13 protein-coding genes and 1 pseudogene are annotated in these 21,453 nt (G+C 65.9%); 2 read left to right on the forward strand and 12 right to left on the reverse strand.

Annotated elements, in window-relative coordinates; all coding sequences use genetic code 11:
- Window positions 1–40 precede the first annotated feature (40 nt).
- Window positions 41–266, reverse strand: a pseudogene (locus tag QRM60_RS21465) (hypothetical protein).
- Between the two features lie 108 nt (window positions 267–374).
- Window positions 375–1,406 (reverse strand): hypothetical protein, encoded by a 1,032-nt coding sequence (locus QRM60_RS01355; protein WP_285445425.1) that lies wholly within the window; start codon window positions 1,404–1,406, stop codon window positions 375–377.
- A gap of 269 nt (window positions 1,407–1,675) precedes the next feature.
- Between QRM60_RS01355 and QRM60_RS01360 the strand changes: the two genes are divergently transcribed.
- Window positions 1,676–2,413, forward strand: a complete 738-nt coding sequence (locus QRM60_RS01360; RefSeq protein ID WP_285445426.1) for a hypothetical protein — start codon at window positions 1,676–1,678, stop codon at window positions 2,411–2,413.
- 219 nt (window positions 2,414–2,632) lie between these two features.
- Here QRM60_RS01360 and QRM60_RS01365 read toward each other — a convergent pair whose 3' ends face one another.
- The 6 genes from QRM60_RS01365 to ligA form a co-directional block, all read right to left on the reverse strand.
- On the reverse strand, window positions 2,633–5,095 hold the full coding sequence (locus QRM60_RS01365; protein ID WP_115572822.1) for a glucose/quinate/shikimate family membrane-bound PQQ-dependent dehydrogenase: 2,463 nt from the start codon (window positions 5,093–5,095) through the stop codon (window positions 2,633–2,635).
- Between the two features lie 191 nt (window positions 5,096–5,286).
- Window positions 5,287–7,986 (reverse strand): DNA gyrase subunit A, encoded by a 2,700-nt coding sequence (gene gyrA / locus QRM60_RS01370; RefSeq protein ID WP_115555782.1) that lies wholly within the window; start codon window positions 7,984–7,986, stop codon window positions 5,287–5,289.
- 209 nt (window positions 7,987–8,195) lie between these two features.
- Complete coding sequence (mtnA, locus tag QRM60_RS01375; protein ID WP_285445427.1) at window positions 8,196–9,260, reverse strand: S-methyl-5-thioribose-1-phosphate isomerase; 1,065 nt, start codon at window positions 9,258–9,260, stop codon at window positions 8,196–8,198.
- A 47-nt stretch (window positions 9,261–9,307) separates the two neighbouring features.
- A complete protein-coding gene (locus QRM60_RS01380; protein WP_012438660.1) occupies window positions 9,308–9,994 on the reverse strand; it encodes a DUF3011 domain-containing protein in 687 nt (228 codons plus the stop codon).
- A 111-nt stretch (window positions 9,995–10,105) separates the two neighbouring features.
- A complete protein-coding gene (epmA, locus tag QRM60_RS01385) occupies window positions 10,106–11,080 on the reverse strand; it encodes an EF-P lysine aminoacylase EpmA (protein ID WP_285445428.1) in 975 nt (324 codons plus the stop codon).
- The gene (ligA, locus tag QRM60_RS01390) at window positions 11,077–13,578 is read right to left on the reverse strand and encodes an NAD-dependent DNA ligase LigA (protein WP_285445429.1); all 2,502 of its coding nucleotides are present in this window, start codon (window positions 13,576–13,578) and stop codon (window positions 11,077–11,079) included. Before ligA ends, epmA begins: the two co-directional genes overlap by 4 nt.
- 187 nt (window positions 13,579–13,765) lie before the next feature.
- Between ligA and QRM60_RS01395 the strand changes: the two genes are divergently transcribed.
- Window positions 13,766–14,890: a pyridoxal phosphate-dependent aminotransferase gene (locus tag QRM60_RS01395; RefSeq protein ID WP_014507402.1), complete on the forward strand. Its 1,125-nt coding sequence runs from the start codon at window positions 13,766–13,768 to the stop codon at window positions 14,888–14,890.
- 180 nt (window positions 14,891–15,070) lie between these two features.
- On the opposite strand, the gene zipA is transcribed toward QRM60_RS01395, so the two are convergent.
- The 4 genes from zipA to rplI form a co-directional block, all read right to left on the reverse strand.
- Complete coding sequence (gene zipA / locus QRM60_RS01400) at window positions 15,071–15,805, reverse strand: cell division protein ZipA (protein WP_011036750.1); 735 nt, start codon at window positions 15,803–15,805, stop codon at window positions 15,071–15,073.
- Window positions 15,806–15,861: 56 nt separating this feature from the next.
- Entirely contained in the window at window positions 15,862–19,365 is a 3,504-nt protein-coding gene (smc, locus tag QRM60_RS01405) for a chromosome segregation protein SMC (RefSeq protein ID WP_274348670.1), read from the reverse strand.
- A gap of 178 nt (window positions 19,366–19,543) precedes the next feature.
- Window positions 19,544–20,497, reverse strand: a complete 954-nt coding sequence (locus QRM60_RS01410) for an alpha/beta hydrolase-fold protein (protein ID WP_285445430.1) — start codon at window positions 20,495–20,497, stop codon at window positions 19,544–19,546.
- Between the two features lie 371 nt (window positions 20,498–20,868).
- Complete coding sequence (gene rplI / locus QRM60_RS01415) at window positions 20,869–21,318, reverse strand: 50S ribosomal protein L9 (protein WP_005991240.1); 450 nt, start codon at window positions 21,316–21,318, stop codon at window positions 20,869–20,871.
- Window positions 21,319–21,453: the final 135 nt, after the last annotated feature.

Raw genomic sequence — 21,453 nt, forward strand, 5'->3', positions numbered from 1 at the left:
AACGCCGTCAAAAGCTGGGTCAGTCGAGGGCGCGATGTCCTCACCGCTCGCGGGACACGCCGTGAATCCATCCGTGGAGGCTCGGTGGCGGCATCCATGCCGCCAACGGTCCCGCAATCGGCGAGGACACCGCACCAGACAGTTTGCTGGTTGCTTTGAGAATAGCTATGCACACCGACCATCCCGACGGGTCCTTGCCCACCCACCGTCGCGGGACCTTACGCGGCATGGATGCCGCGTAAGAGCTTACAAGGACGTACTTGCAGCGTGTCCCGCGATGGTGGGCGGGCAAGGACCCCACAGCCAAGCCACAAATCAACCGCTCTACACGCGTTTTGTTGGCCGCTCTGATCGGCTTTGGTTTCCAGCTCTGTTTACTTGCAGGCCGATGCAGCAGCAGCCAGCAATGCGCTGTCATCGAGCAGCGGCACCGCCCCGCTTGCCGGGTAAGCAGCTGCGATCGCCTTCGCCGCGCGATCGGCATCCGCCTGGATATACCACTGCGACGCCATCGGCAACGTACGTCCACGTACCGCGTGTTCGAATCGATATTGTCCCCAGTAAATCGCCAATGGCTCTTCCAACGCGTTGAGCGGGTTACGCAAGGTGGACGCACTCGGACACAGCCGCAAGAAGTTCGCAGCAAGCATGCGTTTACGCGCGGATGGCTGCCCCGCAGACAAGTAATGGCTCAACTCGTGCAACAGGATCGGCGTCCAGTCCATCGATGCCGTGCCGGTGGGCGCATCGTGCTGCGAATAGAGCAGCATCGTGCGTCCACGCACTTTGGCCTGGGTGGTCTCCATGTCCGGCCACCACACGAATCGTGCCTCGAATACCGGAGGTTCCGGCACCGCAAAGAAATCACGCATCTGCGATGCCAGGCGGGAAACGGCGGGGTTGGACAGCTCCTCGCTCAGCACGCGTATCTGTTGCTCGAAATGGGGTGCAACTGCGATCAAACGGCTAGCACGTGGAACGAACCGCGCAAAATACGCGCGCAACAGTCTCTGGTCATCTGCCGACTGCTCTGCAATGGCGGCATTGGCTGACGCCTCAAAGCCTGCGCTCCCCAGGAAATGCCGGGAGAACGGATCCGCCTCACGGGTGAGGTCTGGCGCAAAGACTCGGTCGACCACCTCCAGATCGTCGTCTTTTGCCAGCCCCGAGGTGCGGCGGCGGAAATCCGCATAGGCGGCAAGCGCGGCGCGGTCCGCCTGATCCAACCCGCCATGGGCTTCCATGTAGCTGCGGTAGACGGGCACCGTAAAACCCGGCAACCAGTCCGACAGGTTATCCAGCAGGTTGAACAGATCCGTCGCTTCGCTGTAGCCCACCTGGACGTACGTCGATGACGTCGATGGCGGTGTGGGTGGCGCGGCATGCGTAGTGGCGCACAGCAACATCCAGATCAGTGCGACTGCGCGCATGTTCCGCAGTGCGGTCGGCCAGCAATCACTCCATCTGCGCATGCGGAACTCTGGGCTGGCGAGTGAGTTGATTCGAGCATGCAGGGATACCGCTCGCAACGTGTCCTTCGTCAGGGGTGCACGATACCTGCACGCTGGCGGCCTGCTTTGACGGCAAAACCACCGTACCCGTCACATTCTCGACAATTGCCCTCAAGACTGCCGGGATCAGGCCGACAAGGTATGCATCGTTCCGAGGAGCCTCCATGGGCATCCTGATCTACCTGGTGCCTGCCTTCGCACTCTGGGCGCTCATCGCCACGGGGTTGGCGTTCGTGCGTGGGCGCCAGCTCACTACCGAGTACGGGCAGCACGCCAGCACCCAGGACAGTCTTGCGCGCTATCAGGCGGCGCTGTCGCAGCTGAAAGCACGCGCGGCGGCGACCACACTGGAGCTGGAGTCACTGCAACGCAGCTACACGGTGCTCAAGCAATCGCTCGATCAGCAGGAACAGAATGCCTCGGCGCAGCAGTCTTCAGACACGCCCGACCAGGTGATTCCGATGGTGATGGTGCAGCGCCTGGATATCGCTGCGGAAATCGGCACGCTGTTTGCGCATGTCGCGCGCGTGGCACGCAGCCTGCGCCGTTACAGTGCCTACAGCCGCGGCCACAACGCGCCCGAACCCAGCACTGCACGCTACGACCTGCATTGGCTGGCCGATTGCCTGCACAGCTTCGACCAGATCGGCCATGCGCTGCTGCGTGGCAACGTGGCTGCGCTGATCACGGCGTGCCAGGATCTGCTGTCGATGTACGAGCACTACCTCAAGGATGGTTCCGGCTACAACAGCCGCGATACCTTCCAACGCCTGAGCAGCGACATACCGCTGTCAGAGGCCACCGACGCCATCCGCTCGATCATCGTCAAGGCCACGCTGGCGCAGGACGTCCAGGATGCCGTGAAGGAAGAGCAAGACAGTCTTGCAAGTGCTGTGAACTGAGTGCCTGGGTTGAGTGCCTGAGGCGCGTGCGCGCGGAATGCGGGACGTTTGCTTTCTTACAAAGCAGTCGCGCAGGTCATTCGTATCGCGCCTTGAATCGAGCGCTCGGGCTGATTGCCTGAGCTGCGCGTCTGGACGGGTTGCGAGGACTGCGTGCTAAAGAAACGCGCCGCAAGCGGCGCGTTTCTGATTCACAGATCCATCGAACCGCGTTGCCGCTTACCGCTGCGGCAACGCGTAGGCCACCAGAGCGTCGCCTGCCGGGGTTTCCATGAAGTGGTGGCCGGCCGCCATGATCACCAGATACTCGCGGCCACCGTAGGCGTAGACCATCGGATTGGCCTGGCCACCGGCCGGCAGCTTGGCGTGCCACAGCTCCTTGCCGGTGGCCAGGTCGATCGCACGGATCAGGTCATCGGTTGCGGCGGCAATGAAGATCAGACCACCCGCAGTGACCACCGAGCCACCGTTGTTCGGCGTGCCGATTTCGATCGGCAGGCCCGAGCGAATCCCGAACGGCCCGTTGCCGCGCGCACTGCCGAAGGGACGGTCCCACAGCGTCTTGCCGCTCTTCAGATCGATGGCACGAATGCCGCCATAGGGTGGCTGTTTGCACAGCAGCTTGGTGAACGGCAAACGCCAGCCGGCGTTGACGTTCACCGCGTAGGGCGTGCCGGCCTGCGGGTCGCCGGCACCTTCGGCACCACCGGCATCGCCACGCACCTGATCGCGCGGAGCCCAGCCCAGTTTGTCCGCCTTGGCGCGCGGCACGAGGATGTTGTAGTTGGGCATGTCGTTGTAGTTGGCCACGATCACGCCACGGTGCGGATCCACCGCCACGCTGCCCCAGTCCGAGCCGCCGTTATAGCCGGGGTATTCGATGGAATGCCGGTCCGCTTCGGGCGGCGTGTAGATGCCCTTGTAGCTCGCCTTGCGGAACTGGATACGGCACACCAGCTGATCGATCGGGGTCATGCCCCACATGTCGCGCTCGGTCAGATCCGGCTTGCGCAGCGTGTGGTACAGCGAGAACGGCTGGGTCTTGGAGCGCATCTGCGGCTCCACACCACCGCCGGGCACGGCGCGCTCTTCCACGCCAACCAGCGGCTCGCCGGTGCGGCGGTCCAGCACGTACAACTCGCCCTGCTTGCTCGGCAGCAACACGGCCGGCACGTTGACGCCATCCTTGGGGAAATCGATCAGGCTCGGCTGCGAGCCGAGGTCGTAATCCCATGCGTCGATATGCGTGGTCTGGAAATTCCACACCGGCTTGCCGGTGGTCACGTCCAGCGCTACCAGCGAGGTGGCATAGCGGTTTTCCGGCGGCGTGCGCGAGCTGCTCCAGTAGTCAGCGGTGGAATTGCCCATCGGCAGATACACGTAACCCAGCTGCTCGTCGGCCGCTGCGGTGGTCCACATGTTGGGCGTGCCGCGCGTCCAGGTCTGGCCCGGCGGCGGTGCACCATTCCATTCGGGATGGGTCATGTCCCAGGCCCAGCGCAACTGGCCGGTGACCGCGTCAAAGCCCTGGATCACGCCCGAGGGCTCGTAACGCTTTTGCCCGTCAAGGACCTGATGCCCGGTGACCACCACGCCGCGCACGATGGCCGGCGGCGAGTTGATCGAGATGTAGCCCGGTGGCGTCTCGCCCATGCCGACGGTGATGTCGACCTGGCCGTTCGTGCCGAAGTCCGCGCATGGCGTCCCGGTGCGCGCATCCAATGCAATCAGACGCCCATCCAGCGTGCCTTCGATCACGCGCGTACGGCACAACGCAGGCGCCGTCGCCGCCTGCGACGCAACTGCGTCATTCGCGGCCGGCGCTGCTGTCGGCACTTCGTAATACGACACCCCGCGGCAGGCCGCGGTGTATGGAATGGCCTCGTCCTTGACCTTGGGGTCGTAGCGCCAGCGCTGCTTGCCGGTGGAGGCGTCCAGCGCGATCACCTGATTGCGCGCGCTACACAGATACAGGCTGTCGCCGACCTTCAACGGTGTGGTTTCGGCGCCCCAGCGCTTGGTCGGCACATCGCCGGTATGGAACACCCACGCCTGCTGCAGCTGGCTGACATTGTCGCGATTGATCTGCGTCAACGGCGAATAGCGCTGCCCAGCCTGGCTGCGTCCATATGCGGCCCAGTCGTCATCGGCAGGCGCATTAGCGGGCTGTGCGCCATCGGCGGGGCGATTGACCACACCTGCGGCGATGCCTGCCACCTGCGTCAATGCACCCTCGGCCTCGGTGATTCCGAACGGCACGAAGGCCAACGCAAAGGCCACCACAAACACCACTGCCAGTCCGCCAGCCACGCTGCGCGAGACGGCGCGCGACACCGGGCGCTCGAGCTTGGGCAACAGCAGCGCCAGCACAAACGCCAGGCCCACGATCAATCCAAGCCGCGGCACCCAGCGCCAGTAATCACTGCCCGATTCCCACCACGTCCACAGCAGCGTGGCGACCACGACGGCGGCAAACCACCACGCGCCGGCATTGCGGCCGCGGAACAGCAACACGCCAGCGATCAGCATCGCCAGGCCTGCCGGTGCGTAATACCAGGATCCGCCCAGCGCGGCGAGCCATGCACCACCTGCCAGCAGCACCAGCCCCAGCAGCACAATCACGCCTCCCAAAATCGCCAGGGCCCAATGGCCGCGACGGGAGGGACGAAGCAATGTCGACATCAGTAGTTCCTCTTTGCATCTGCGGCCAACGCAACGTTGCCGCACCGCGAACTACCTTCGACCCGTTTTTGTGAAAGACCTGCGTTCTTTGCTGACATGTTCTGTCAACAATGCGTTACAGCCAAATACCGCAAAAAAAACGCCGGCAATGCGCCGGCGTTTTTCATGACTGTGCACATCGCACCGCGCGATCAGCCCTCGGCAGGCGGCGCATCGCTGGTGATTGCAACCGCCTCGTCCACCACATCCTCGGGCTCTTCCAGCGAGGCATCCAGGCGTTCGACGGCCTGCAGTTTTTCGCCCTTGGACAGCCGGATCAACGTCACGCCCTGGGTGTTGCGGCCCACGCGCGAAATCTCCGAACCACGGGTGCGCACCAAGGTGCCACCATCGGAAATCAGCAACACTTCATCGGTGGAACCCAGCAGCACCGCACGCACCAACTTGCCGTTGCGCTCGGTGGTCTGAATACCGATCACGCCTTGCGTGCCGCGTCCCTTGCGCGGGTATTCGGCCAACGGCGTGCGCTTGCCATACCCGTTCTCGGTGGCAGTCAGGATGTAGGCCACATCACCGTTGTCGGCGACATCGATCACTGCCGGCTCGGCGCCGTCGGTGGCCTCCACGACCTCCTCGGCACTCTCGTCCTCGACCTCGTCTTCCACTCCGCCGGCACGCTCGGAAACGATCAGGCTGACCACCTCCTCGCCCTTGGTCAGACGGATACCGCGCACGCCGGTGGCGGTACGGCCCATCGAACGCACGGTCGACTCGCCAAAGCGCACGGTCTTGCCGTTGGAGGCAAACAGCAGCACGTCGCGGTCGCCATCGGTCAGCGCCACACCCACCAGCGCATCGCCTTCATCGAGATTGATGGCGATCTTGCCGCGCGCCAGACGGAACGCAAATTCGCTCAGCGGGGTCTTTTTGACCGTGCCGTTGCGGGTGGCGAAGAACACGTAGCGGTTGTCGGCGTATTCGCGCACCGGCAGCACCGCCTGCACGCGCTCGCCCGATTCCAGCGGAATCCAGTTGATGATCGGGCGACCGCGTGCATTGGAGCCGGCCTCCGGCAACTGATGCACCGGCAGCCAGAACACCTTGCCGCTGCTGGTGAAGGTCAACAGCGTGTCGTGCGTGTTGACCAGCCACAGCTGATCGATGAAATCTTCTTCCTTGGTCGACGCCGCCGAACGGCCACGGCCACCGCGGCGCTGCGCGCGATACGCGCTCACCGGCTGGCGCTTGGCATAGCCCGCGTGCGACAGCGTCACCACCACGTCTTCCGGCGCGATCAGATCCAGGATGTCCAGGTCTTCTTCGCTGTGACGGATTTCGGTGCGGCGCGCATCGCCATACTCTTCGCGGATGTTGATCAGCTCGTCACGGATCACCTGCAACAGCACGTCGGGGTTCTCCAGGATGCGGATCAGACCCTGGATGACTTCGAGCAACTGCTTGTATTCGTCGGTGAGCTTTTCCTGCTCCAACCCGGTCAGGCGATGCAGACGCATTTCCAGAATCTGCGAGGCCTGCACTTCGCTGAGTTGATAGAAGCCGTTGGACAGGCCCACGCCCGGCGCCAGATCTTCCGGCTTGGACGCCTCGGCACCGGCAGCGCCGAGCAGCGCGCCCACCAGGCCCGGTTCCCAGGTCTTGGCCAGCATGCGCTCGCGCGCTTCTTGCGGATTGGCCGAGGTCTTGATCAGCTCAATCATCTCGTCGATGTTGGCCAACGCAACGGTCAGACCTTCCAGCACATGCGCACGTGCGCGTGCCTTGCGCAGTTCAAAAATGGTGCGGCGGGTGACCACCTCGCGCCGGTGGCGGATGAACGCCTCCAGCATCTGCTTGAGGTTCATCAACTGCGGGCGGCCATCGACCAGCGCCACCATGTTGATGCCGAACACCGACTCCATCTGGGTCTGTTGGTACAGGTTGTTGAGCACAACCTCGGCCGACTCGCCGCGCTTGATTTCGATGTAGATGCGCATGCCGTCCTTGTCGGACTCATCGCGCAGCTCGCTGATGCCTTCGAGCTTCTTTTCCTTCACCAGCTCGGCGATCTTTTCGATCAGCCGTGCCTTGTTGACCTGGTACGGAATCTCGGTGACCACGATCGCTTCGCGGCCGTTGTCGGCCACTTCCACGTCGGCCTTGGCACGGATGCGCACCCGGCCACGGCCGGTGCGGTAGCCGGCGGCAATGCCGGCGGTGCCGTTGATGATGCCGGCAGTGGGGAAATCCGGGCCCGGGATGTACTCCATCAGCCCTTCGATATCCAGCTCCGGCGTGTCGATCAGCGCGATGCACGCGTTGATCGCTTCGGTCAGATTGTGCGGCGGGATATTGGTGGCCATACCCACCGCGATACCAGCCGACCCGTTGACGAGCAGGCTCGGGAACCGTGTCGGCATGACCGTCGGCTCGAGTTCCTTTTCATCGTAGTTGGGCTGGAAATCGACGGTTTCCTTTTCGATGTCGGCCATCAGCTCATGCGCCAGCCGCGACATGCGCGACTCGGTGTAACGCATCGCCGCGGCGGAGTCGCCGTCGACCGAACCGAAGTTACCCTGGCCGTCCACCATCAGGTAGCGCAGCGAGAACGGCTGCGCCATGCGCACCAGCGTGTCGTACACCGACTGGTCGCCGTGCGGGTGGTACTTACCGATGACGTCGCCGACGATACGCGCCGACTTGAAGTAGGCCTTGTTGCTGTGCGCGCCCAACTCGTTCATCGCGAACAGCACACGGCGATGCACGGGTTTGAGGCCGTCGCGCGCATCGGGGAGTGCGCGCCCCACGATCACGCTCATCGCGTAATCGAGGTAGCTCTTGCGCATCTCGTCTTCCAGGTTGACCTGGATGATTTCCTTGGCGGTTTCTGCCATTCGGGTTCCGTAAGTGAGGTGGCGGGCGAGCCGGAAAGCCGCGTCGGGGGCGCCTCAGAGACAGGCTGCCGACCCCACGCTCCCGCCGATCGATTCAAGCGCCGGATTGTAGCATGAAGGGGCAACCCAATGCCGCCGGTTTACCAGCCAGAAACAAGCACTTGCAGGACTTTGCGGTGCACTTGCCGGCCCCGCGCCCGTGTACAGGCTCAGTTGCCGAAGGCAGCCTGCATGCGCGCCAGGTCCGGCTGCGCGATGACGCCACGTTCGGTGACGATGGCATCGATCAGATGGCCCGGGGTGACGTCGAACACCGGATTCCAGGCATGGATGCCGTCGGCCACGGTGCGTACGCCGCCCACGCCGAACAATTCGCCCGGATCGCGCTGTTCGATCTCGATCTGGTCGCCATCGGCGGTGGCCATGTCCACCGTGGACGACGGCGCCACCACCATGAACTTGACGCCGTGGTGGCGGGCGGCGATCGCTAGCTGGTAGGTGCCGATCTTGTTGGCAGTGTCGCCATTTGCGCAGATGCGGTCGGCGCCGACGATCACCCACTGCACCAGGCCCGATTTCATCAGGTGCGAGGCGGCCGAATCGGCGATCAGGGTGGCATCGATGCCATCCTGCTGCAGCTCCCACACCGTCAGCCGCGCGCCCTGCAGCCAGGGCCGGGTCTCGCCGGCAAAGACCTTGCTGATGCGCTGCTGCGCCATGCCGGCACGGATCACGCCCAGCGCGGTGCCGAAGCCGGCGGTGGCCAGCGAGCCGGTGTTGCAGTGGGTCAGCACACCGCTGCCAGGAGCGATCAGGCCGGCGCCGAGCGCGCCCATATGGCGGTTGGCGGCCAGGTCCTCGTCGGCGATGGCCTGCGCCTCGCGGGCCAGCACATCGCGCCAGTCCGGCCCTGCGGCGGCGAGCACGCGCCGCATGCGCATCAGCGCCCAGGCCAGGTTGACCGCGGTCGGGCGCGCGGCATTGAGCCGCAACAGCGCCGGTTCCAGCTTCTGCAGTGCCTCGCTGCCGCTGTCGGCGGCGATCTCGCGCGCCGCCAGCACCACGCCCCAGCCGGCCGCAATGCCGATCGCAGGCGCGCCGCGCACGGCCAGCGAATGGATGGCCTCGGCCACCGCATCGCTGCTGTCGCAACGCACGTGCTCCACCACGAAGGGCAGCTTGCGCTGGTCGAGCAATTCCAGGGCATCACCGGTCCACAGCAGCGGACGGATGTGGTCGTAGCGGGCGTAATCGATATGGGCGCTGTCGTTCATGCCGCCATTGTAAGGCGCGTGCGCCGGGCAGTCAGTGGACGGGCCCGTCAGTCGACGATGAACTCGGCCCGGCAGCCGTCGTTGACCCACACGCCATCGCGGCTCCAGCCCCAGGTCTGGCCTTCCACGCACGGCGAGCCGGAGATCTGCTTGCGCAGGCGCACACTGCGCTCCACCGACACCCCGCACATGCGGCGCGAGCGGCTCTTGGATTCGCAGGTGAGGGTACGCGGCATGTCGACGAAGCCGGAGCCATCCTCGGCGCCCACTTCGAATTCGCCATCACACCCACGCGAGACCCAGATTTCATTGCGGCGGGTGCCCCAGCTGCGGCCTTCCTTGCACGGCCACACCGAGCGTTGCCGCAACAGGCGCACCGGCGCGCCGCGCAGGATCACCGGACACGCCACCTTGCTGCCATTGGAATCGCAGCGCACCACACGGCGCATCTGTGGAGCGGTCAGCACGCGGGCCGAGGCGAATTCCGCACGGCAGCCCTGCTCCACCCACACGCCATCGCGTTCGATATCCCACTCGCTGCCGCGGATGCAGCTGGTTTCGGACAGTTGGCGCACCAGTTGCACGCCGTGTTCGGTGTCCATGTCGCAATGCACGCGCGCCATGTCCTTGGATTCGCAACGCACCACGCCGGAGCCACGCTCCGCCGCCTGCACATCGGCCAGCATCAGCAGCGGCAAGCCCCACAAACCGCATAAGCCGATCAGCCACTTCATGCTGAAAATCCTCACCCGAAACGACCAACGCCGCGCCCCCGTGGACGTGACGATGAGAGCACCATCGATGTGAAGAAAGCAATACGACGCCGATGACAGTGCGGTGGCGGCTCAGGCGTGTGCGAACGCAAATGCCAGCACATCGGCAATCTGCGTGGTGCCGCGCATAGCCATCAACAGGCGGTCCACGCCGACCGCCACGCCCGCACAATTGGGCAGCTGCGGCAATGCCTGCAGCAGGCGCTCATCCAACGGCAACGGTGGCAGGCCACGCGCCGCACGCCGCTGGTTGTCGCGTTCGAAGCGCATGCGTTGTTCGTGCGCGTCGTTCAATTCGTGATAACCGTTGGCCACTTCATACGCGCCCAGGTACAGCTCGAAGCGTTCGGCCACCGGCGGGGTGTCGTTGCGAATGCGTGCCAGCGCGCATTGGCTGGCCGGCCAGTCGTGCACCACGGTCAGCGTGTCGTGCGCAAAGCCTGGCTGGATGTGGTGGGTCATCAGCAGATCCAGCCAATCGTCGCGGGTCAGCCCGTCGGCAGCGATCGCCACATCGGCCAGCGGCGCGCGCAATGCGTCCAGTGGCGCCAGCAAGGGGTCGATTCCCAGGTGTTGCAGGAACAGTTCGCGATAGGTGAGCACGTTGACCGACGCGCTGCGCCCGACCAGCGCCAAAGCCTGTTCGATCAACACGATGGTTTCATTCGCCAGCGCGCGATGATCCCAGCCCACCCGGTACCACTCGAGCATGCTGAACTCGGGATTGTGGCGGCCACCGGCTTCGCCGTTGCGAAACACGCGCCCCAGCTCATAGCAATCGCCGACGCCGGCGGCGAGCAACCGCTTGAGTGGATACTCAGGCGAGGTCCGAAGCCAGCGCGTGGGCGCACCCGCATCGACATGGCCACTGAAGCGGGTGCTGAAACTCTCGATGTTCGGCTCGGTATTGCCTGCCGCCGAGAGCACCGGGGTTTCCACTTCCTGCACGGCGCGCTCGGCGAAAAACCCGCGAATCAGGGCATTCAGGCGCGCGCGCAGGCGCAACGCCTCCAGGTCCACCGGTCGTTCGCCGGGCAGCGTGCTCATACCGCTTGACCGTGCTCACTCAGGAACGCCAGCAGCCGCGCTTCGTCCCATATCTCCACGCCCAGGCTCTGCGCCTTGTCCAGCTTGGAGCCGGCTTCTTCGCCCGCCACCAGGAATGCGGTTTTCTTGGAGACGCTACCGGCCACCTTGGCGCCCAGCGATTCCAGGCGCTGCTTGGCGGCATCGCGCGTCAATGCGGCCAGCGTGCCGGTGATGACCACGGTCTGGCCGTCCAGCGGCCCGGCCTGCACCGCATCGGCCTGCGGCAATTGCGCCAGCAACGCGTCCATGGCGCGTTGCGCGGTCGTTGCCAGTGCCGCGTTTTCCGGACGCGCCAACCACTGCTGCAGCGAGGCGATCACCGGCGCCGGCACACCGGCTTGCAGCAACGGGTCGGCCTCGGAGGCGATCAACGCATCGAACGAGGACGTCGCGGCGGCCAGTTGCTGCGCACGCACCGGGGTGACCTTGGGAATATCCAGGTCTTCGACCAGCACCGCAAAACTCAGCGCGCCGCGCAGCTTGGGCGACGGCGGATGCGCATCGCCGATGCGCACGCCACGCTGCAGCAGGTCATCGATCGCCTGCTGGTTGCCGGCCTGAACGAAGAAATGCCCGAGCGAGCGCGCCACTTCACCGCCGATGTCCGGCACGCGCTTGAACAGCGGCCAGGGCAGATGGCGGATCACCTCCAGCTCGCCAAACCACGCCGACAACGCCTTGGCGGTGCTCTCGCCCACATGCTCGATGCCCAGCGCAAACAGGAAGCGCTCCAGCGTGGTGTCGCGCGAGGTCTCGATCGCCTCGATCAGGTTTTCGGCCCACTTGGTGGCGATTTTCTTGCGGTTCCAGTCGAACGCCGGCAAGCCCGCGCGCAACAGATCGGCCTGCCAGGTCTGCGGCGCCGGCTGCACGCCGGCAAGATCCACACCGATGCCGACCATGGTTTGCTCGACCTGCGCATACGCACCGGCAGCCAGGTGCTCGCGTGCTTCACGCAAGAACGCATGCGGGCTGTCGGCGGTGCTGATCAAACGCAGCTGCAGCAGCTGGTCGACATTGAGCAGATACAGGTCGGCCACACCCTGCACCACGCCGCTATCGACCAATACTTCAATGAATTTTTCGCCCAGCCCGTCCACGTCCATCGCGCGGCGCGACACGAAATGGCGGAAGGCTTCCTTGCGCTGCGCCGGGCACGTGAGCTCGCCCGAACAGCGCCACACCGCCTGGCCTTCTTCGCGCACGATCTCCGAGCCGCATACCGGGCATTGAGTCGGCATCTGCCAGGCCTGGGTGCCGGCAGGGCGCTGCTCGGCGACCACACCGGCCACCTCCGGAATCACATCACCAGCGCGTCGCACGATCACCGTGTCACCCACGCGCACATCCAGGCGCGCGATCTGGTCGGCGTTGTGCAAGGTCGCGTTGGTCACCACCACGCCGGCCACGTGCACCGGCTTCAAGCGCGCCACCGGTGTTGCCGCACCGGTGCGGCCGATCTGGATTTCGATCGCCTCCACCGTGGTGGATTGCTCCTGGGCCGGGAACTTGTGCGCCAGCGCCCAGCGCGGTGCGCGCGAGACAAAGCCCATCTCGCGCTGGCCAGCCAGATCGTCCAGCTTGTACACCACGCCATCGATATCGAATGGCAGGCCGTCGCGTGCTTCACCGATGCGCCGGTAGTAGGTCAGCAAACCCTCGCTGCCCTGCACCACCTCCACCAACTGGCTGACCGGGAAGCCCCACTCGCGCAGCTGCGCCAGCATCGCCGAGTGAGTCGGCGGCAACGCACCTTCCGCGACCTCGCCCACGCCGTAGGCAAAAAAACTCAACGGCCGTTGCGCGGTGATGCGTGCATCGAGCTGGCGCAACGAACCGGCCGCACCATTGCGCGGATTGGCCAGCACCTTGCCGCCCTGCAGGCGCATCTGCGCGTTGTAGGCCTCGAACGCGGCACGCGGCATGTAGACCTCGCCACGCACCTCCAGCACTTCGGGCCAGCCCGTGCCACGCAGGCGCAGCGGAATGGCCTTGACGGTGCGCAGATTGGCGCTCACATCCTCGCCAGTGGCGCCATCGCCGCGGGTGGCGCCCTGCACGAATTCGCCCTGTTCGTAGCGCAGGCTGATCGCCAGGCCGTCGAGCTTGGGTTCGGCGCAAAAGACGGGCTGCTTGCGCTCCAACCGTTCGCTGATGCGGCGCACGAACTCGGCCACCTCCTCGTCGCTGAAGGCATTGCCCAGCGACAACATCGGCAGCGCATGCCGGACTTCGGCAAACCGCGACGCGGCCAGGTAGCCCACGCGCTGGGTCGGCGAATCGGCAGTGGCCAGCTCCGGATGCGCCGCTTCCAGTGTCTCCAGCTCGCGCAGCAGCCGGTCGTACTCGACATCGGCGATCTGCGGCTCGTCGAGCACATGGTAGCGGTAGTTGGCGTCTTCGATGCGCTGACGCAGGGCATCGATGCGCTGTGCGGGATCCGGGCTGGCAGTCATGCGATCGCAGAAAGGATGCTGGGCCGCCCATTCTAACGGCCGCCGCCGGTGCCGGACGTGGTGCAGGCAGAGCGCTGCGGAGCACCGTTTGTCGGAAGCGGCCGCGGCAGCGTGATTCCCGATAGGCAGACGGTCGCAAAACCGCTAGCGTTGCGCCCTCTTCGCCCAACCCCTCCGGAGCTCACCCGTGTCGTTGCCCGTCTCGCGCCGTTCCTTCCTCAGCCTTGCCACGTCCGGCCTGGCGGTGTCCGCCCTGGGGCTGACGCCTGCGGCAGAGGCGGCCCGCAAGCGCGCTGCCGCACCCGCGGCGCCGAGCGTGGCGCTTGCGGCCGGCACGGTGTACCTCAACTTCAACGAGCATCCCACCGGGCTGTCGCCGGCTGCACTGGATGCGGCGAGCCGCTCGCTGGCGCGCTCGGGCCGCTATCTGTTCGAAATGGAACAAGACCTACGCAACCTGATGGCCGGCGAACTGCAGCTGCCGCACGACCACCTTGCGTTCTTTCCCGGCTCCAGCGACCCGCTCAACCGCGCCGGCACCTTGTTCACGTCACCGCGCGCCGGCCTGGTCATGGCCGACCCGACCTTCGAAGCACTGGCCGACCTGGCCGCCGCGCAAGGCGTGCCGGTCCGCAAGGTGCCGCTGCGTGCCGACGGCGCGCATGACGTCAAGGCCATGGCCAAGGCCGACCCGAGCGCCGGGCTGATCTATCTATGCAACCCCAACAACCCGACCGGCTCGATCACCCCGCGCGCGGAGATCGAATGGCTGCTCGCCAACAAACCCGCCAGCGCCGTGCTGGTGGTGGACGAAGCCTACATCCACTACAGCACCGAGCCGTCGGTGGCCGATCTGGTGCGCCAGCGGCAGGACCTGATCGTGTTGCGCACGTTCTCCAAGCTCTACGGCATGGCCGGCATGCGGCTGGGTGCCGCACTCGCCCCCCCGGGTCTGCTGACCAAGCTGGCCAGCCTGGGTGGCAACCCGCTGCCCGTCCCGGCGATGGCCGCAGGCATCGCCAGCCTGCGCGATCCGATGCTGGTGCCCAGCCGCCGCGCCGACAACGCCCGTGTCCGCGACGACACCATCGCCTGGCTGAAATCCAAGGGCTACACCTGCCTGCCATCGCAGGCCAATTGCTTCATGGTCGACGTCAAGCGCGACGGCAAGGTGTTCGCCGACTCGATGCAGAAGCAGGGCGTCATCGTCGGCCGCAGCTGGCCGATCTGGCCCAAGCGGGTGCGTGTCACCGTAGGCAGCGAGGCCGAAATGCTGCGCTTCCGCGAGGCGTTTGCTAAAGCGAAGCGTTGAGCACTAAGCACTGAGTGGCAATCCCTTCTCCCCTCGGGAGAAGGTGCCCCGAAGGGGCGGATGAGTGTGCGAGCGAAGCCTCGTGCCGCCCAGCCGCGCCAGGGCTTCGCCCCGTACCCTCACCCCAACCCTCTCCCGCAGGAGAGGGGCTTTGATTCCCTGTCCTGCGGGAGAGGGGAATCACCAGCGCGGCGACTTGGTCAGCGGCGGGGCCTGATGCTGGCGGTCGTAAGCACGCAGTTCGTCGCGGATATGCGCAACGCGCTGGCGACCCAAGGCGTTGCGGCTGTCGTCCAGCACCACGCCGTCGAGCAGTTCGGCCATGCGTTGCACGGTGGGCAACATCTTTTCCCAGGCATCGAGCGCGGTCATCGGTGCCGGCAAGGTCAGGAAGAAGGCAATCGCCGGCGTCTGCATCTCGCGGATGTTGGCCATGTCGAAGCTGCCCGGCTTGAGGATGCTGGCCATGCTGAAGATCGGGCCGCGCTCGGGATGCCCTTCCACCAAGCGGTGAAAGACATTCATGTGGCCAAACACCAGGCCGGTCTTTTCGGCGGCAACCACCACGTCTTCGCCACGCAGCACCTGGCCGGCCTTGGCCGCCACGAACAGCGACACGATCTTGTCGAAATCCTGATTCGGACGCTTGCCGACATCGTTGCCGCCAGCGCCGTCCTGGTCATCGAGTTCCAGTTCGCTCTGCTCGGCGCCGGTGTCGCTGCGCTCAAAGGGCATGCCGTCCGCGTCCACGCCACTGGAAATGACCGGCTCACGGCGTTCGCGCGGCTGGGTGTCGTCCTTGTCCACCCGTCGCCCCTGCGGCGATTTCTTCGGGCGGCCAAACAGGAAGATGGCCGCGACCAGCAGCAGTCCAGCGATCAGGATCCCGATCCGGATCATGGCCATGTCGGACATTCAGCGTGCCTCCGCGCAAGAGTGACAGGTGTAATCATTCCAGCAAGCATGGCACGTCATGCCGCGCCCGCCAAACGTGCGGCCTCTTCCAGGTCCACGCTCACCAGGCGACTGACGCCGGGTTCGCGCATGGTCACACCGGAGAGCTGGCGCGCCGCTTCCATGGTCGCCTTGTTGTGGCTGACGAACAGGAACTGCACCTTCTCGCTCATCTCCTTGACCATGTTGGCCAGGCGACCGACGTTGGCCTCGTCCAGCGGTGCGTCCACCTCGTCGAGCAGGCAGAACGGCGCCGGGTTGAGCTGGAAGATCGCAAACACCAGCGCCACCGCGGTCATCGCCTTTTCGCCACCGGACAGCAGCGAAATGCTCGACACGCGCTTGCCCGGCGGGCGCGCCATGATGGTCACGCCGGTGTCGAGCAGATCCTCGCCGGTGAGCTCCAGATACGCGTGGCCGCCGCCGAACAGGCGCGGATATAAGGCCTGCACACCGGAGTTGACGCGGTCGAAGGTGTCCTTGAAGCGGCCACGGGTTTCGCGGTCGATCTTGCGGATCGCTTCTTCGAGCGTTTCCAGCGCGGTCGTCAGGTCCACGTTCTGCGCGTCCAGATATTCGGAACGCTGCGCGGCTTCGCCGTATTCCTGGATCGCGGCCAGGTTGACCGGCTCCAGCCGGCGCATGCGCGCATCGATCTGCCCCACCGCCGCTTCCCACTCGGCCGGGTTGGCGGCCTCGTCCAGGCCGTTGACCACGTCTTCGAGCACGAAGCCGGCCTTGACCACCGCCGCGGCGAGTTGTTCGGCGTTGAGCACCAGCGCCTGCTGGTCGAGCTTGCGCTGGGAGATGCGCTCGCGCTGCGCCAGGGCCTGCTCGTCGCGCTGCTGGCGGGTCTGTTCGAAGCTGCGCAGTTCGCCGTCGATGCTGTCCAGCATGGTGCGCGCCTCGCCGAGCACGCGCTCGGTGCGCACGCGCTCGCTCAAGGCGGCCTGATGTTCGTGTTCAAGCGTTTCGACCGGCGAATCGCCTTCGCTCAACTGCGCCACCAGATCTTCCAGGCGCGTGTCGAGCTGGCCACGCTGGCTGTCCATGCGCTCCAGGGTCTGGCTCAGCGAGGTGATCTGGGTGCGCTGGGATTCCAGCGTGAGTGCCAAGGCATGCATCGCATCGCGTACGCCGCGCGCGGCATCACGCGCTTGGTCACGTGCATCAGTGAGCTGGCGGCGTTCGCTTTCCAGCGCTTCGCGGGTGCCTTGCAGGTCGCCCATGCGCACCACCGCGTCCTCGAGCTTGGCGCGCGCTTCGCGGGCCTGCTCGCGGCTGGTGTCCAGGGTTTCCAGCAACTGCCCTAATTCGGCCTCGATCCGCTCGATGCGCCCACGTGCCGCGTCCACCTTGCCCTGCTGGCTCTGCAGCTGGCCGGCCAGTTCGGACACGCTGCGGTGCGCCATGTACAGCTGGCGCTGCGCGTCTTCGCGCTGTTGTTCGGCGGCCAGCAGTTGCTCGCGGAAGCTGGCCAGTTGTTCTTCCAGGTCGCCCTCACGCTCCTGCAGCGTGTCGATCTGCGAGCGCAGCTCCTGGATCTCGCGCTCGCGCAGCAACGCGCCCTGCTTGGCCGCGCCGGAGCGCGACACGCGCACCCAGCCCTCGCCCAGCCGCTCGCCGCTGCGGGTGATCACCGAATCGCCGTCCGGCAGGTTGCGCTGCAGGCTGCGCGCGGCATCCAGGTCTTCGGCGGCATGCAGGCGCGCCAGCAAGCGGCGGATCGCAATCGGCCCCTGCACCTTGGCGGCAAGCGAGGTCGGCGCGAACTGCACGTTGTCGGTAGCCGACGACACCAGCGCGATGCGCCCGTCGCCCAACTCACCCAGCGCGTCGACCAGTTGTTCCGGCGCCTCCACCAGCACGCCTTCGATCAACTGGCCCAACGCGCCTTCCACCGCGTTTTCCCAGCCGCTTTCCACGCTGATGCGCTCGCCCACGCGCGCGGCCGAATCCAGCCCGCGCGCTTTAAGCCAAGCCACCGCCGCGCCCTGCTCCTGACCCAGCGCAGCCTGCTGCAAGGTTTCCAGTGACGAGAGCCGGCCACGTGCGGCCTGCGCCTGCTTGCGGACTTCGGCCAGTTCGCCCTGGCTGGCGCGTTGCTGTTCCTGCAAGCCACCCAGCGCGTGCTTGCGTGCTTCGACCTGCTCGGTCAGCCCGTCCAGCGAGGCCTTTTGCGTTTCATGCCGCAGTTCGATCTGTTCGAACGCTTCGGCCAACGCATCCAGATCCAGCCCGGCGCGTTCGTTGACCAGCGCCTCGCGGCGACGGTCGGCTTCCAGCGATTGCCGGTCCAGATAATCGACGCGGGTGCGCTCCACTTCGCCGGCGCGCGAGGCTTCGCCGGTGTCGCGGTTATGGGTTTCCCAGCGCTGCTGCCAGTCGGCCAGGCGGGCTTCGGCCTCGCGCAGTGCGTCCTGGCGGAATTCGTGGTCTTCGCGCAATTGCTCCAGCTGCGGTTCGGCATCGGCCACCGCCTCGCGCAACACCGCCAGCTTGGCGGAGTCGCCGCTGATGTGCTGGGTGAGCTCCTGCAGCTGGCTCTGCGCTTCGTCGCGCGCCTTGTGCAGGCGGTGCGAGAGTTCGCGCTGGTGCTGGATCTGCTGCTCGATACGCGCCAGTGCGCCACCGACCTGGTAGACATCGGCCTGCGCCTTGGCCACCGCTTCGGCAGCCTCTTCGCGGCGCACACGGCCGGTTTCGATGCGCGCTTCGGCATCGCGCTGCTCGGCGATCAGCTGCTGCAGGCGGGTTTCTTCCTGATTCAACTTTTCGCGCAGGCCTTGCAGCTGGCCATCCAGGCCGCGGTATTCCAGCGCCTTCCACTCCGCATCCTTGATGCGGCGCTCTTCCTGCAAGGCTTGGTACTGCTCGGCCTGCCGCGCCTGGCGCTGCAGATGCGCCAGCTGCTTGGTGATTTCCTCGCGCAGGTCACCCAGGCGATCGAGGTTTTCGCGCGTATGGCGGATGCGCGTTTCAGTTTCCTTGCGGCGTTCCTTGTACTTGGAAATGCCGGCGGCTTCTTCCAGGTAGACGCGCAGATCTTCCGGGCGCGCCTCGATGATCTGGCTGATCATGCCCTGCTCGATGATCGAGTAGCTGCGTGGCCCCAGACCGGTGCCCAGGAACAGGTCGGTGATGTCGCGGCGCCGGCACTTGGTGCCGTTGAGGTAGTACGCGCTGGTGCCGTCGCGGCTGACCAGGCGTTTGACCGAGATCTCGTTGAACGAGGCGAATTCTCCGGAGATGGTGTGATCGGAGTTATCGAAGATCAGCTCCACCGTCGCCTGCGACACCGGCTTGCGCGCCGAGGAGCCGGAGAAGATCACGTCGGTCAGCGAGTCGCCGCGCAGGCGGCTGGCCGAGCTTTCGCCCATCACCCAGCGCACCGCATCGATGATGTTGGACTTGCCGCAGCCATTGGGGCCGACGATGCCGGTCATGTTGGTGGGCAGGTGCAACGTGGTCGGGTCGACGAACGACTTGAAACCGGACAGCTTGATCGTGGAAAGACGCATGGACGCTAGGGATCTCGGTCAACGGCGCAACAGGCGCCGTCGGGACGGGTTTGCGAGGGCTTCGCCCCTGGCTGGCAAGGCGCCGGCGGCAGTACACGAAGCGAACGATTGATGGCGAGTATAGCCGGGCAGGCACGGCGGGCATGGCCGCCGCGCAGGCCATGGCGGCCGGCGCGGTTCAGGACCGGCGCGGCCGGCGGCCACGCACCGGCAGGCCCGCGCGTTCTTGCAGCGTGGCTCGCAGTGCGGCGCGGAACACTGCCGCATGGTGCAATGCGGGAAATTCCTGGTAGCGCACCGCCAACCGCGGCACCGTTGCCAGGCGCTCGGCCAGGCGTGCAGCGGCATCTGCGGGCGCGTCGGCAATGGCCTCCAACAACGCGGCACGGTGTGGATCCTGCCGGGCATGCGGATCGATGTGCCCTGCCCGTTCGGCACCGCCGAGAAACAGCCACAGGCGCATGGCGCGCGCCGGCCCCTCACGGCTGAAACGTTGCTCCGGATCGCCCAGCAACGCTCCCTGCGACCACCACAGCGACGGGCTCGCGGCCGCGTATTCGGTGAACGGTCCACGCCCGGAGTAGAGCGCGTGCAGCACGAACAGCCCGGCCAACGAATGCCCCCAGAGTGCCTGCCGCTCACGGTCCAGCGGCACGCGCCGCGCCAGCGCGGGCATGGCCTGCCCCGTCAACACCTCCAGCAGCGCGTCGGCGCCGCCGCCCACCGGCCCGGGTGGCGACGTGGGCGCGGCCAGGAACGGATGGTCCGCTGGCTGGAACGTGTAGTCATGCGCACGCCTGGGCAGATCCACCAGCAGGTCGTTGTCGGGCCCAACGAACACCAGTACCCACGGGGTCCGCGCAGCGGCCAGGCCCGGCAGCCATGCGTGATCGAACTGCGCCAGCGCCCGGTTACCGTCCAGCATCCACAACGCAGGGAATCCGCGCCGCGGTGGCCGGGTCCGCGGAATGCCGACGCGCATGCGCCAGCGGCCGCCGTGTCCGTCACCCACCTCGAACGTTTCGAACCGGTAGAACGGCGAGCGCGCATCGAGAACCGAACGGCCAAGCCGTGCCGATGGCCGACCGCCGCGCGGCCGCGTTCCGGAGACAGCGTATCGATGCGACCGCATGCACTGCGCCTCGAATCATGCAAGGAACGCCGAGCCTGCAACGCAGCACGCCACGCGGCAAGCACAGGCGTCGCACCGGTTTGGTCGCGAATCAGAAAGGTGCGCCTGCGCCTGGTCTGTTCAACGCGTCAGCAGATACGCCGGGTCGCTCCATTGATGCAGCATGCAACGCGGCAGGTTCAAGCGTCACGCCGGTTTGGCCGCGAATCAGACAGGTCCGCCTGCGCCTGGCCTGTTCAACGCGTCAGCAGACAAGCCTGATCGCACCGTTGATGCAACTAGCGCCCGTCACCGCCTTGCGCTGTCCATTTTTCCGCCCATAAAAAAAGGGCGCCGTGAGGCGCCCTTCTTGATGCAGACACGTATCGCAATCAGGCGTCGGATTCGACGATGACCTTGACGGTGGTTTCCACATCGGCGTGCAGGTGCAGCACAACGTCGTACTCGCCGACATTGCGGAATGCGCCTTCGCCCAGGATCACTTCGCTCTTTTCCAGCGGCAGGCCGGCGGCGGTGAACGCCTCGGCGATGTCGCGCGGGCCGACCGAACCGTACAGCTTGCCTTCCGTCGACGCATGCGCGCCGATGGTGACGCTGGCGCCTTCGAACTTGGTGGCGCGGCTCTGCGCATCGGCCAGGATGGTGTTGGCCTTGGCTTCGTACTCGGCGCGCTTGGTTTCGAACGCTTCAACGTTCGCAGCGGTGGCCGGCACGGCCTTGCCCTGCGGCACGAGGAAGTTACGGCCGTAGCCCGGCTTGACGCTGACCTTGTCGCCCAGGTTGCCCAGGTTGGTCACTTTCTGCAGAAGAATCAGATCCATGGTGGTGCTCCGTTATTCGTTAGCGCCGGCCTGTGGCCGCCGCAACGGGTGCTGTCCGAATAGGAGAAGCCGGGAATCGGGATTGGGGAATCGGGAATCGTAGAGCCCCGACTGCCACGCACCTTCAATTACCAG

This window comes from Xanthomonas sp. fls2-241-TYG-148 (assembly GCF_030208815.1).
Classification (GTDB): domain Bacteria; phylum Pseudomonadota; class Gammaproteobacteria; order Xanthomonadales; family Xanthomonadaceae; genus Xanthomonas; species Xanthomonas campestris.